Annotated in this window: 5 protein-coding genes; all 5 read right to left on the reverse strand. The window is 38.5% G+C overall.

Annotated features, from left to right (window positions below; genetic code table 11):
• Positions 1–5,091 carry a DUF6603 domain-containing protein gene (locus IEV85_RS10325; RefSeq protein ID WP_188462977.1) on the reverse strand — a complete coding sequence of 1,697 codons (5,091 nt, stop codon included), beginning with the start codon at positions 5,089–5,091 and terminating at the stop codon, positions 1–3.
• A 10-nt stretch (positions 5,092–5,101) separates the two neighbouring features.
• Positions 5,102–8,071: a hypothetical protein gene (locus tag IEV85_RS10330; protein ID WP_188462979.1), complete on the reverse strand. Its 2,970-nt coding sequence runs from the start codon at positions 8,069–8,071 to the stop codon at positions 5,102–5,104.
• Between the two features lie 4 nt (positions 8,072–8,075).
• On the reverse strand, positions 8,076–9,926 hold the full coding sequence (locus IEV85_RS10335) for a phage tail protein (RefSeq protein ID WP_188462981.1): 1,851 nt from the start codon (positions 9,924–9,926) through the stop codon (positions 8,076–8,078).
• Between the two features lie 28 nt (positions 9,927–9,954).
• Positions 9,955–13,812, reverse strand: coding sequence for a hypothetical protein (locus tag IEV85_RS10340; protein WP_188462983.1), 3,858 nt, complete (start codon positions 13,810–13,812; stop codon positions 9,955–9,957).
• Positions 13,813–13,888: 76 nt separating this feature from the next.
• Complete coding sequence (locus IEV85_RS10345) at positions 13,889–15,397, reverse strand: PorP/SprF family type IX secretion system membrane protein (protein ID WP_347295352.1); 1,509 nt, start codon at positions 15,395–15,397, stop codon at positions 13,889–13,891.
• Positions 15,398–15,408: the final 11 nt, after the last annotated feature.

The following is a 15,408-nucleotide window of genomic DNA, read 5'->3' on the forward strand; positions in this document are numbered from 1 at the left end:
TTATTGGGTTGGAATATTAAATGGTCTTAAAAGTTGAATAGGTTGGAAAACCTTTCGCTCCTTTTTTAAAGTTGGCTGAATACCAAAAGCACTTAAAATTGATGAACTTGCTGTGTTGCTGTATAGCTTTAGCAGCACTTCCTCATTCAAGGGGTGCCACTCTAACGGGTCCAGCACCTTAGAGCTTACATTCGGCTCAATCAGTAGCGCTTCCAGGTCGGTAGTTGGAAATTGGATTGAATTATTGTCTTGATGAAAGAGTTCAGGTTTTACCGCTATTCGATAACCAAATAAACAATTTTCAATAGTAGTTGAGCTATTTAACTCAGGTTTTAATTGTTTTCCCCAAAGTGCGGCAGGAGCATTCTTTAAAACCGGATCAAACTCAAAATCATTGATCTTTTCCCCTTCATGCTTTACTGTCAGATGGAGTGTTGAATTGACATTCTGCCTATTCATAGGCGCAATGCTTATTTCCTTATTTGCTTTGCTCTTTTCTCCATTGATTTCAACGTTAGAAATAGGTACAGTGCTTTCAAGAAATATTTCTAGTGCTGAAGGGTCCACTGTTCCCAATAAATTCTTGCTGCCTTCAGCAGCACCTGCTATCAAACCTCTGCTTACGCGGCAAGAAAAGGCATCTGGTATTGTTCCGGTTTCAGATACTGGTGATAAAAATGCTTTGGCAAAATCTTTCCAACCAAGCTTTTCAATTTTTTCAACTTTTGGGGCTCCAAAATCCACATCTATTTCAAGAATTAGTAATTTCAGATGAGCTATACCCCCAAATTCAGGTCCCCAGATGGCAATTTCTGTAGTCAGCTCCAGTTCTATTTGAAGAAAATCATCACTGTAGGCTACTTTAATGCTTAAAGAAAAATCTCCTTCATAATGGAAAGGTTGCCATTGCATTAATAAATTTAATGCCAGGCGAAAGCTGGCTTCAAAGTGATCTTTTTTCCAGTTTCCCTCTAATAAGCCTCCAGCCATTAATGCATTAGGCGTTAATGCAAAATATAATTCCCCTTTGAAAAGCATGTGAGGATCTACCTGCCAATGGAAACCTAAACGAGGGACTTGAGGGTAATGAGAAGGCACATTAAATTGAGCATGGTAGCCACCTAATGTCAACACAAAATCTCCGTTTTTGACATCTTCTTCTTTAAACCATGCATAAAATGCAAAACCGCCCTGCAACTTGCAGTTTCGGGAAACCAAAAAGGAATTCTCAGCGTCTAAACGGGCTTCAACTTGCAAGGTGCCTGCATCTGGCCGAAAGGCAGCATGCACCAGTAAACGGGCCTGGGCTATAGGATCTATCTTAGTCTTCTCCTCCCCGGAATCGTCCAAAGGCAATGGAGCTGTAAGTAAGGAGTAGCCTAATAAATCCAGTTCTGTATGTTCACCTATCCCCAAAATGAGCAGTACAAAGGAGTTTAACAATTTGAAAGTGCTGAATTTAACTCCTGCGGCAAAAAAGTAAGAACCCAGTTCCGCCTTTAAGTCCTTCTCCATACGGCTGATACGATCAGTAAGTAACTTGTTTTCAGAACTAATTACCGCGTCTATCAATGAAAACCTGTTTAACTCATCGATGCTCGGATACTGAACCCTTCTGTTAATACCTACACCAGCTGCAAGTCCTTCTACCAGGAAAAATGGAGGTCCGCCAATAGGATAATCCAGTACACCATACACCAGGAAGGAAGGCTCCCCCAGGGCATCGGTATACGATCCGAAAACAGAAAGACCTAAGGCTTTAAATTGTAAAGTCAACATCCCACTGAAAGTGGTTGCATCGGATAATTTCCCCGTAGGTTCTTGAAAAATTAAGGCTCCCCCAATCTCCAGAGGATCTTTATGAAAATCAACACCCAAGCCCGAGAGCCGCAGTTTGGGTTTGAAATTGGAAAGAGGCGATCCTATCCCCAAACCATCTACTGAAACCTCCAGAATGGCCATTTCAAGACCTGCATCCAACAGAATCCACAAATCCTGCTTCTGATAATCATATTGTATCCCTAGTCGGCTTATCGTTAAAGGACCCAGTGTTTTTCCTACTTTGAACCACTTACCAACTAAACTAGATTCTTCCGATGACGACAAAGATGGAGTTGCAGCCCGTAGCTGTTTATTGGACTCTTCTACTGTTTCATTTGCTTGCTTATTATGACTGCTTTCTTCTTCAACTTCTGGTCCCACAGAAAAAAGCTTATCATAGTCCTTACCCAATTTCAGTTTTCCTGATAAATGAAAGCCTTTACCGAGTGCTTCCATTCCCCCCTTTTCTGATTGCGGTACGGGCAAGTCATATATTCCCGCTTCTTTTAATGATACTTTAAATTCTTTTGATAAATGAGTTAAGGTATTCTTATCTATGTCTGAGGAAGTGTAGGCTACCCTAAATTGCTCTATTCCTGCAGTGAGGTCATCTGTTAGGAGGGTTTTAAGGAAAGGCATTTCTTTGAGTTGAATGGAGCTTGCCATTTCTACTCCAAAATAGACACTTCTTTCTCTCTTTTTCTCCTCTGCATTTTCTTCACCTGCATTTTTTTTGCTTTGAATAAAAATACAGGCATTGCTGATTTTCAAACTCAGCTCTGGCCATTTAGTTTCAGAATGCAACCAGCTCTCCAACAATTGACTGACCGGAATGTCTACTTCTCCCTGATAACTGGCCAATAACCAATCCTTTTCTGGGTCATGATGAAAATGAAGCCCAAAGTTTAGTGTTTTATTCGCTGTTATAGGAATGAATAAATGCCCTGCCAGGTCGACCTGGTACTCGTTTTCCTTGCTTTCAGCATTTATATGCTTCTCTACCGTAAAAATGAGCTGGGTGGCAATGCTTTTTTCTTCATGTTCTTTTGTGGCCTGCTCTGTAATGATTTTAGTATCACACTCAAAAGTGAATTTCCAGTCAGTAGCGGTTTTAGTAAGAGAGACTTCTATTTTTTCGAGGGTGATGTCTTTTAATGAAGCAGGTAGGTTCAGTTGATCATTTGGGTCAATTCCAAACCGATCTTCAAAGAATAAAAGCAGCTCATCAATGGGCAAGTGCTCCATACTTCCGTGAAAAGAGAGTGCCATTTTCTTTTCTTGAGTATTACTATCATTTATTATTTCTCTCTTGGAATCTAATTGTAAATTAATCGCAGGTATTTCCTTACCTAATTCATTGGTGAATGCCGGACGAAGTGTAAAGTGGATGATCGCTTCCCATTGCAAAGTCTCCTGCCAATATAGTTCTAAGAAAAAGAAATCAAAGGGGACTGAAACGTTCTCTCCACTCTGAACATGCAACAACAATGACAATTCGTTTTTTCGACCTTCTTCCTTTGCTTCTCCTCTGGGAATAATAATGTTAGCATAAACCCTCTCAATAATCAAATCCAGATTAAAAGAATCAGCCAATTTTTTAGCCTCATCATGCCCTGCTTTGGTTAAATGATCTATTTTAAAATAAGGAATTACATCACTTATTCCTAAAGAAAAAGGAGCCGTTTGCGCCATCAAGGACCATCCCCAATCATGTGTGTAGGATGCGCTCATGGTAAGGTCAACTGCTCCCAAATGAAAGCGACCTGACATATCTAAATTCTCGATATGATTGTTTTGATAAGCAAACTGTAGATCAAGGTGAGACATGCTAAAGGTATGCCCTGCAACCTCAAAACTTAAGCTTGAATCTAATTCAAGAATAAACTGAACCGTCCAATTCTCTCTTTTTTGCACCATTAAACTCATCTCTGCTATGGAAATTACAGGGGATTCTTCACCTTCTTTTGGGAAACAGTCCTTCAAAGCTGGTAAAAGCTTATGAAATCCATCTGATTGCACGCCATGACCTGTACTTAAATCGAGTAAAAGGGCTTGCTCCGAGGAGTTATACATAGCATCTAGACGAGTTCCTGCCATTTGGGCCCATCCGCTGATAGTAAAATCAATTTTCTGATTTTTTGAGAATGGAGAGGTTACTGCTAAAGCTACTCGAGGTTGTAATTGAATAAGGCCCTCCTCAGCAGGAGGAGTTTTTTCAAGAAACTGAATAGGTTGACGCGCAGAAATCACTATCTCTGCATGTCGGATTGCGACTGCAGGTGAAAATTCCATTTCCATCGCTAAATGGTCAATTCCAATACTACCTGAGCCACTTTTGTGCATCTCCATCAAAATAGGATCATCTTCAGGTAAGAATTGGGCAAGGATATGTTCAATGTCTGGCAAATCAGAGACATTTAATGACAAGCGTTTATGTTCCCAATTCAGTCTCCCACTAAATGCAACATCACGTTCCGAATCAAAAGGAGTTTTAATATGACCATTTAAGCCGATATGAGCCAAACTGAGTTGCTTTTCCCTGAAGTTAAACCCAAAGCTGAGTTGCTCTGGTTTTAATTGCAATTCTCCTTCCCCATGTTTCCTTTCAGTTTCGTGGAACAGCTCCTTTAATTCAATGATAAACTGAAAGAAATAAGCACCTGCTCTGGGCTGCAAGTTTAATGTCACACCAATCTCACTCTTAGATGGAATCTGAAAACCAGGAGAAATCGAAAATTGACCCAAATTGGCCTGAATCCGACAACTTAAACCAATGGGTAAACCAAAAGGCACCTCCGCACCGCATCGTTCTTTTATTTCAGCAGTAGAGAAATCTCCTGAGGAATAATAAAGACCAGAAATAGATTGATCCTGTACTGGGCTAAGAGAGCTACTTGCTTCATCGTTGCCAATCTGGTCTGCAAAATTATCTATTCCACTTAAGGCCGAAAAGAGATACTCTAATTTTTTAGAAAAATTTAATTGAAGGATAAAATGACGTTGAGGCGTTTTATTTCCATTGGTACTGATAACATCAAATACCCAGAAGGTGCCCTTAATATTTTCTAAACCAAAAAGCTTGGGAAAACAGCCTTCTATGCGATAGCAGTTTTCATTGACCTCCTTAGGGGTTTCAAATTGGAAATTCCTTGGAGAGGTTTGGAGGGCATGTCCTAATTCAAGGGCATGTAAAGTACCTAATACAGCTCCAGAAAGTGCTTTTACGTTATTAATTTCAGAGAGCGAATCCCAGAGTTTTTTAGTTCCCATATCCATTTGTTTAGTCAATGTCCATCCCATCAGTCTCGCGGGCCCTCAACTTTTCTGTAAACCAGAGGTCAAAAGCTTCCTGGCCAAGCAGCACAAAGCGAACAGTATTTTGAATGATCAAAAATTGATTGCGGTCAAAAAATTCACTTTGTCCCTCGAAAGTGTAATCAAAGATTTTAACTGTTTTTTTATCAGAGCCTTTATGAATTTTGTAGCGGATGAAGGCTGAGATTGGTATAGGGGTTTCTAATAAAGGAACTTTCGAATCTCCCTGAGAACTATCAGTATTTATTGAAGTGTCTGAAGAATCATCGCTCTCTTCATCCATTGTAACATCATCAGCTGTTGTTGAATTACCTTCAATTTTTCTTTTTTTAGCAATTCTCGCTGCATCTCCGGGAGCCAAAGATGTTGCTTTTCGCTTTCGAGTCTCTGTTTCTATATTTTTTTCGAACAAATAAGCCGTTGATCGCAGTTCATATCTATTAGCTTGCGAGTGAGGATCGTTTTTTTTGATTACATAAGATTGTGCAGACTCTATAGCCAGTTGCTCGGTATTGCAATGCTTACTACCGCTTACAAAATTTTCATGTTCAGATGGACCATTAAAAGCATTGGCTTGTAAATGACACCATTCCTGACGACTTGGTAATTTTAATCCTTCTTCGTTTTCCTCAACTTGATTATATTTTATGCTATCCCATATTTCTCTGGCCTGAGTTTCTTCAAGAAAGAAATTATTTGTAAAGTCTGTGGCGCTACCTGTAAAATCTGCTGGTATAAGATTTTTAAATGCTCCTTTCAAGTACCTTTTCATGACCGAGTTGGCCGAGTCTCGGAGATCTTGATTTGGTTTTATAAGATCACGTTCATTTTTATATCGTTGAGATCGAAAAATTTTATTAGATCTCTTGTCGTGCTTGAAAAGTTTTTGATGCAGCCATTTAAAATTTTCTTCAATTTGAAATGATGCAGGATAGGCTGGCGTTAGGGGAGCATTTTTTTCACAAGCTTTTACAATCGTATTTGTCGTTTTATCAATCAGCCGATAATAACGGAAATTAAAAATATCCATAATTGGCTTAACTTCAGCAATCATTGATTTCTGCACACCCAATGTACTCGAATCAATAAAACCTGGAAGATTGATTTGTACGTATTCCTTTTCTTTATGAGTTATAAAATGATATTTTATGAAGGATAGTGCCGTATCATTTGAAGGCACTATATCTTTAGGGGGAATATAGTTATCAGGGTTTAAACCAATAAACCGACCCAAGTATTGGCCCAAAAGATCATTATCATACCGATCCGTTAAATACTCAGAGAAATTACCACCACAAGACCAAAGGTAATCTTCATCAGTTACGCTATCGGCACGCCCTATCCCAGAGAATCCACCACCAGCTGGAATGGTAAACACACCTAATTTAAACCTATCTGTTAATGAATTTGATTCGTATTTTTCATTTATAGTGTATATAAATTTCCACTTTCTGTTAAAAGAAAAAAATCCCATGAATGAAAAAGACCAGTCATTTTCTTGTGATATGAAATTAAATATCGCTTTTCGATCTATTCTTTTACTAACTGGCTTCCATTTTCCTCTATTTGATGACCATATAAAAGTTGTTATTTCGTCTGCTTTTGAAAAGATATTGGATTTATAAAATATATTTTCTCCCTCATATTTTTTCCAGAAGATTGATGAGTTATCGACACTTTCCAAGTAAATTTTCCCACTTATTTCTACTTTTCCATTTCTAATATTGGGCTTTTTTGTTCCTGATTTAATTAGATATTCTTTACCATTGTCTAAAAATGGGTAAAACTCTCTAAATATAAATTCATTTCCTTTTATAGTTAAAACAGGCCTATTACCTGTGCTAATCATATTATTTGCATATTCATCTTTTAATCCAACTTCCACAGGGTAATGAAATTTTAAGGTAAGACGAGGTCCTGGAAATTCATCTTTAGTTAATAAAAGTATATTGTCGAATAACTCCACCGTTTTTTCTTGTAATTGAATCATTATTGTGTTGAAGACTTCTTCTCTTATAATAGAAGTTTTCATCTTTAAACTGAGGCTTAGATAATGGTGTCCCTTACTGTTTAGTATTTTTCTATACCAACCTCTAAATACCAAGCGAAGTGAATCTCCTAGATCTTCTATATTAGATGAGAAATCCAGATAAGTGGCTAGTAGGAGTCGACTTTTTTCAAGGTTAAGTTGATCAATATTATTCAGAAAATAATTTTCGATTATTAACCCTGTCTCAGCTTTTTCCTTAAGTACTATGTTTTCAAAATACTCTATTAAACCTGCTACTTTTATTCTATCCAATAGTGTTTCTCCTGGACGCATTACACTTAATCTTTCTGCTTTTTCAAACAATATTTTAAGTAACGCCTTTCGAGAATGTTCTTCTGCTTTTCCTAAAGTAGGTACCCAACTAATTTCACCTGAACCTCCAATATACATCAGTAGTTCTTCTAACCAATTTTCATTATTAGATTGAGCTTCAGGCAGTTTTGGAGCTTCATTTAATTCTATTCCCAGAGTTTTACAAAACTCATTTTCTATTTCCGTTTTTTTTAATTTAACTTGCTCAGTAAAATATTTTAATTCTTTGTCCCTAACAGGTATATCAATCTGATTATCAGTATTTTTTAAATTAAATTTTTCTAATAGTCTTATTATCCTATTAATAAGTTCATTTTTTAATGCATCATCAAAAAGAACTGGTTTTACTCTAATTTCTGTAACAGATTGTCTCGTAAGGATATTTTCAAAACTAATTTCTCTTACTAATCGAGCATACTCTATAAGTTGCTCTTCTTTTAAAAACCGGAAACAATTGGCAAACACCTCTACATGGTTTGTGCTTTCACCAATATTCTCCCACAAAGCCTGAGCATGCTCCGTATAAGGTGATTTATCAATTAAACTGAAATCAAATACTTCTTTTAGTTTCATCTCCTTACAATTTCATGATAAAAGCCAGTGTGTAATAGGCTGGGCGGTTGTCAAAAGAACTCACCTCTATTTTTTTATTGTTAGCATCCAGGCGTCCAGCTATGTTTTCTGTGTGATAGGTACGAGTATGATATAGTTCTTTTCTTTCTGGTTTTATGGGTTGTAGCACCCACTCCGTTACCTTCGCAAATGTATCTTGTGGTGAAGGTCCTGCTTTCATCTTAAAGGTGTGTTTATGATCTGGTAAATGCTTCTCATTTAAAACCATTTTATTTTTACCATTTACTCTTGTACTATCTTCATTATCAAATAGTTTGGCTATACCTCCCATTATAAACCGATCGATCAGATTGGGTGTCTTGGTTTTACCATCGGCAAGGGTATTTTTCCCATCGCATAGCACCCAACCAACAGGCACCTTGCTACCACTCCACATAATGATGGCTCCTGCCGGCAATAAATCATAGCCGTTTTCTTTGAGTTTTCCTGAGGCATTGATGTCTCCTTCTACATCGAGAGCGTGCTTTGGTTCAAAATTTTCATCATGACCAATGTGCACTTTGCCGGACTCCTTATGGATATTGAAAACATACCTACCCAGGCTGGTAAGCCAGATCCCAACATTTTTGACGGTATTCCCGATAAATGCACTTTCTTTATCATCTAACCACAATCCTCCATCCTTGCTGTCAGAATGCATTCGGCCTTTTACTTTTAATGCTGTAGCAAACTCTCCTTTTGTAGCTACTGTTAATGTTGCATCACCAGGCTCAATTCCAATACCCACATTGCCTTTTTTAAAAGCGAGTGGAGATACTTGTATGGGCAATGCCACAGCGCTATCCCAATAGCCAGGTAAGTTTACGTAGTGAATGTTAAGAAAATAAGTATCAGATTCTGTAGTGGGTGTTACTGTAAGATCGAACTCCAGGTATTTATCCTTATCCAATTCAATAAGATTATCTTCATTATTAAAGATCCAATGCCCATCATTTTCATCGTACTTCAATGAATTGCTTGTATCTATTTTTGCTTTAACCTGTTCTGCTATGTCCTCTTTTTTGAATTGAATTGCATTAATTTTCAATCCATTGGCAGTAAAAAATAGTTTGGTTGGTTTTTGCACATCTGTTGAAAATAATAAAGGACGGTCACGCTGTGTATTGAGCATTCTCAGACGAATGGTTTGTTGTTCTCCATTATTTAGTAACCTATGATTCCCCATCCAGCTAAACAATAGGGGCGCAATCCGGTGCCCTGTGTGATTGACTACGTTTAATAATTGCTGGCGAGTGCCGTACATTAAAAAAGCCAAATCATTTTCATAAGCAATGTTTTTAAACAGCAATTCTACCTGAGTAGTACGTGCGCCATTGCTTGGGGTAGCTTGTAAGTTACCAAGGGTCAAAATGAGAGCGCTTGAGAGAGATGATTCTTCCCCACTTAATTCTTCTTCCGTTAAAGCAAGTCTCTCAGGAATGATGACAAGTGGTACATCACCCGTGTATAGAAAGTAAATAGTAACCCCTTCCTTTACTGCATTACCCACTATAGCCGGGCTGACTTTCCAATCTGTTCCTAAATCGGGTGTTACTATAGAAACCTCCCCCTTGGCATTGGATTGCAATAAACCTCTTCTAAACCGCAGGGCAAAATGATAATTATCAGGGCCAGCCTCATTTTCTTCTGTGCTTTTTTGGATGCAAATAGTGCGATCAGAGATGTTGGTGATTTGACAATGAAGCGTATGCTTGTGAGGGTCATGATCAATATAGAGTACTGCCTGATCTTCAGGGTTGAACAGACTCATACCAATGAGATGGCCTGGTAAAATATCAGCATTATTTGTTTCCATTTCTTCCAATTGTTTTTATTCTTGGTCATTATTTACTTACCTCTTTTGCAGCTTGCAATTGCACCCTTCCTTCTCGAATACAAAGCTGCTCAGGAAGTTTTGTTAGATTCGGGTCTTTAAAGCTCAGCTGTCCGGCTTCTGGCCCTACCCACTTCCACTGGTGGTGGATCAATTTGGGCAGTTGCATAGCTATTTCATTTTCCGGAGTTATGATAGGACCAGCAAAAAGACTTCCATTCAATTTACCCAATGCTTGTTGATAATGTATTGCCGGAAGATCAATCGATTTTACCGGTAAAACGCCACAACTTATGTGTACTACTCCAAAAGGATTAATCAACATTCCCAAATGTTTAGATTCATCGTTCAGAAAGGTCTTTAAATAGTCGGGAGTTTCCTCTTCCTTCCTATTGCCATTTAGTGCTTGCGGTAAGTGCCATTCACTTATTTTAAGAAGGTTTTGTTTTTCCTCATCTTTCTCCCATTCCCACCAGCTCATTACGCCATCATTTAATTGGTGGTGTTCCCCTATCCGAACAGGTACTTCTACTTCTGTAAAGCCATTGGATGCATCTGAGCGTTGCTGTGCAGTAATTTTTCTCCAGGTTTCATCCCAGCTGCCATTGGTTTTTGGGCTACCCTGCAGTTCTATGCTCAGCTGGGCGTGCACTATGGCTAAAGGATTTCCAAATAGAAGAGCTACGAAATCATCATCTTGCGCAGTTTCTGGTTCTGTATGCTCTGTGGCTTCATGAAACTGAAGCAATAAGTCATTTATTCGCTCATCAGAGACAGCCAGGTATTCTTTTAAAAATTTAGCAAACCCACGTAATGACTGATCCTCAATACTTGTTATTTCTAATTCCTGCTCACTAGCCAGGGAAACTAATTTACCCTTTTCTCTAAATGCTCCTATCGCCTCGCCTTCATGATTAAATAGTAAGAGTTGTCTTTCTAAAAATTCTGGTAGCAACCAGCCGGCAATAGGCGAACTGCTTTCAATGCCATGAGATTCAAGGTGATTCATTTCCCGCTGTATCCAACGGAAGTTCAGGCGTGCAGCCTGTAAAATACGCACTGGCAGTCGCAAATGGCCTTGCTTTGCATTTCGCATCTTTTTTGTGCCATGTACCTTACCAATGGCTAAATCTTTGTGTTGACCAAAACTATCAACTAAGCGTAAATCCTCAAATTTGATTTCACCTGAACTAATGGGATGAAAGTCGTTAAAAGGCAAAGGCGCAGCGAGTGTTTCACGATCTACTGCTAAACGTACTCTGTCAGCAAACTCCTGGTATTCCTGAAATCCTAAAGGATCGGCAATCGGTAATTGCCAGCCCCAACGGTGCCCTGTTAGTGCATTGTTAAAACCAGTTAATGACTGGGTAAGCATGGGCACTTCATCCAGCATTTTTATGGCATTTAAAACTTGCAATATTAAACTCCTTTTAACTTCATTATCAAGTGTATTTTCAAGGTTACCTGCAAACTTTTCCAGCTCCATTAAATCTTTCTTTTTTGATTCAACGCTTAATTTATTTTGGCACCAACTCCAAAGTTTTTCTCTCACCATTAGTGAAGAAAATGGATCGAGAGCACTTCGTCCTCGTATACTCTCTGAGTTAGTTGCTACGACTCCTTTGCCTTTTTTCAGGCTTAAGTCCGCTTGATTTTCCTCTAATTGAAAGTTGGAGGTAATGTAATCTGTTGTATAATGGTCTCCCCTCCAATTAGGTTTTTTCTCGCCTGCTACCGGATAAAAGTCAAGCTGCCAGTCTAAAAAAAGAGGATTCCAGCTGCCAGTCGTATCCGCCTTTATAGTAAGAATCTCAACCTTATCAATTTGGGCAGGTGCTTTAATTAATTCTTCTATTGAATTTTCGCTGGTACAAAAATGGTTGATATCACTGTTTCTTGTTTGCTTATGCAACAAACCCAATAAAGCACTACCACTTAAACAAACAGTAGGCTCATTAGCAATTTTAAAACTAGTACCAGGAACTCGAAACAGTCCTAAATCCAAAGATGCGCTTTGAAGATCCCGAACTAAATCATTAATGATCCCTGACAGTTCAATGGCCTTTGACTCCTGGGTTCCACCAGGATGTGCAGTAGCTGCCTGAACATTTCCCCGCTCCCCGTGATTGAGTAAAAGCGAGCCACTTACCCTCTTTAAGCGTTTTATTTCCGGTAGGTTCACCTGCTCCATGTAGTCTTTTAGCTGATCAGCTTGTGGGAAATGATTTAAAATACCTTCTTCAGGGTACAGACACTTCATGTAGAGATGCCAATCGTCAAAAGTTTCTTTCTGTACGCTTACTAATTCTTCAAGCAACTGACTATATTCTCTTTGTGCGGAGTTGAGTAAAGACAATTTTTTAAACAGCCGTGTCCTATCTTCTGCTTCCTTCTTCTTTCTCTTTTCTGCTTCTTCCTCTGTTTCTGTATTTGCAACTGACGCTTCTCTCCCATTCTCTAAGGATTGTAATACCCATCTAAAATCACTATTGACAGATTGAAACTCTTGCTCGTGCCTGAATTCATGAAACTTAGCGCTCAAGTCCACTTTCTTCCCTGCCAATCGGTCATCCATTAAAATGGATTCAATGGTATTCTCCAGGCTGTCAGTCGCCTTTTCCCTACCTTCTACTTTGCCTTTAGTTACAAGAGAGGCCAGGCTCGCAGCAATTGCTTCTGTGCCTGAATTGGCTACTGTAACCTCAATAGGATAATTGGCAGATAAGGAAGCCATCCCCATTTCTATACGAACATGACAGATCATATCAACAGTCACTTCATCACCTATTTCAAGCCCAAAATGGTCTTTAAATGATTTAGAAAAGTGATTTTTTCGTTTTTCGGCAACTTCTGGAGAGACGTGTTGTTCGTTATCTGCCGGAAAGAAATATTGTGCCTCACTAATAAAATAGCTTATTAAAGCCTCCCAGTAGTTCAGGTGAAAGTCACCCACCGAAGAAGAGCCTCCATAATAGCCTGTAATTTGATATTCTAGCTCATGTAACTCTTCCCCAGTAGTGATTTCCTCGTCACAAAATCCAAAAACACTTCTGCAATTGGGATAGAATGCTGAAAATGAAGGCTCACCATAACCAAGGGCTGTTAAGGGTCCTGTTGGGGACTTGGGATCGGCAAAGAGGTAAGGCTTAGTTTCCTCTTCCTCCTTTTCAACACCTTCCTCTTTCTTCGCTACCCTTCCAATGTAACGGAAAGGAACTTCCCCTTCCGACTCATAGGCATGCAACCATGGGAAACAGGAATATTTATTTTTTAACTCTGGTGGAACAGGATGAATATAATCACTCTCAATTGTCCATCTTTTTTCTTCTTTATTATCTCTAAGTCGCACTACCTGATAGCGGTTGGGAACAGGAGGGAAATTTTTTCCATCGGAGCCATGGCCTAGTAAGCGTTCTTCTAATAAAGCATTATCATTTAATTCAGGAATTTTTTCCTTCAAATAATCTTTCCACACTGAAAAGTGTTGACGAACCATTAAGGTGTTTTTATTAAGCCGACACATCAAACTTTGATCCATTGAATAAAGATTATCCCATACTTTATTCTGATTTATATCGCGAGGCAGTATAGAGGAAATAAAATCCCTGGTAATTACAGGTAAAACAATACTTTTTCGAAATATGGCTGGCAAAATCCAATGCAAGTGTACGCCTGCTTCCAGCTGATTACCTAGTCGCTCAAAAGGCATAGAAGCAATAGACTCACTTAAAAAAGGGGTATTTGGAGAAATATCGTGCTCCTTATCTGTATAAGGTAAATGTGAAAAATTATAAGAAGGAGAAATAATATTCCTGTCTGATGAAACGAGCAATAAGTTTGATTGTAGGGGGAGAATTGTGGTTGACATTGACATAAGATTGTTTAATCTAATTTTTTTCTTTTCTTTATTCTGATTCTTCTATTTGCAACTTCACAGCTTTTTACTAATTCCCTACCCTAAAAATTAACTGCACTCTCCTGTTTTCTGACGCACCATATTCTGTTGAATTATCTTCAATCGGTTCTGATTCTCCACGGCCTACAATAGTAATGCGCGAAGATGATATACCGTTACTTATCAATATATTGGCAATATTCTCTGCTCGTTCTTCTGAAATTTTCTGATTTATCGAGGTGCTTCCCGGACTGCTGGCATGACCTACTATAAGCACATTCAGATCAGGGTTTTCCTGTAGTACTTTGGTAACTTCATTGATCACTTTCTCCTGATTGTCAGAAATCACATCACTATCAGAATCATGTTCAAAGCGAATCAAATAATCTCTATGTGAAAACTCGCTGTTGAGTGCCTCTATATCCAACTCTTCCTCTTCAATAATAGGTGTAGCGATCACTTTTTGCTCTTCTTCAATAACTACAGGTGCTTCTTCCAGAATGACTTCTTCCTCTTCCTGGTAAGTATCTTCTTTTGGAATAGAATTATCCGGAACAACTTGTTCTGACATATATTCTTTGCCTTTCTTTTTAATTCTAAGTGAAATAGCTAATTCAAAAATTCCATTTTGAGTATTACCTAAATCATTAGCAAGTGCCATGTCATAACTTGCACCAATGCTTAAGTTGGCTTGTTCATAAGACATGGAAAAAACTCCCAGGTCATTACTATTATACCATAGACCTAATTCAATTTTCTTACCTGCTTTTTCCGTATTGTTCAGCTCATAACCAAAACGAGAGCCTATGTTGAAAAAGTTATTGCCTGTCTGACTTATCCATCTTGTAGTAGGCATAACAGACAATTTTAAACCCTGGTAAACCTTATATCCTGCAGTTGCTTTAAAACTAATTGGTAAATTATCATTCTTAGAATCGGTAAGAGATATATTGGGTTGTGTAGCGTTAAAAATGGCTCCTCCTAAAGAAGCCTTTTCACGACCTTGGTTATCCGTTAACCTGTAATATAATCCAGTGCTTAAAGTTGGATAACTTTTGCTTTGGTTAATCAGCACATCACCTGAAACTGCATTTGGGTCAAATCCACCATTAACAAATTGATCATCTGTAGTGAAATTACCTGCTGTATTGCGTTGGAAATAACCACCCTGCACACCGAAACTCAACTCCGAACTAGCTGTTAGACGGATACTGTAGGCCACACCCAACAATCCTCCGTTCGTATTCACAAAATCAGAAACCTGATCGTTCAGGAAATCGCCTGCTACCACCAAACGATGGTTGCCTATGTAAATAGGATAATAGCCTGATAAGGAAGATGTGACAAAACTCTCTCCAGCAGCAATACTCTGGTTACGATAATTCAACATCAAACGAACATCCTGCACCAATCCTATACTTCCGGGGTTAGTAAAAAAAGGTGTGCTCTGGTACATTGAAAAATTTGGTTCCTGAGCAAAGACCTTCATTGCAGAAAAAAGGAAGATTATAGCGCTCAGTACAAAAGATTTTTTTACAGATATCATATTTAAAGCCATTATTTAATTCA

Source organism: Marivirga lumbricoides (assembly GCF_014636295.1).
In the GTDB taxonomy this organism is placed as follows: domain Bacteria; phylum Bacteroidota; class Bacteroidia; order Cytophagales; family Cyclobacteriaceae; genus Marivirga; species Marivirga lumbricoides.

Bases quoted from the DNA above. Each gene is read 5' to 3' on its own strand.
- IEV85_RS10325 (WP_188462977.1), bottom strand. From the start codon at position 5,091: ATGGGAACTAAAAAACTCTGGGATTCGCTCTCTGAAATTAATAACGTA.
- IEV85_RS10345 (WP_347295352.1), bottom strand. From the start codon at position 15,397: ATGGCTTTAAATATGATATCTGTAAAAAAATCTTTTGTACTGAGCGCT.
- IEV85_RS10330 (WP_188462979.1), bottom strand. From the start codon at position 8,071: ATGAAACTAAAAGAAGTATTTGATTTCAGTTTAATTGATAAATCACCT.
- IEV85_RS10340 (WP_188462983.1), bottom strand. From the start codon at position 13,812: ATGTCAACCACAATTCTCCCCCTACAATCAAACTTATTGCTCGTTTCA.
- IEV85_RS10335 (WP_188462981.1), bottom strand. From the start codon at position 9,926: ATGGAAACAAATAATGCTGATATTTTACCAGGCCATCTCATTGGTATG.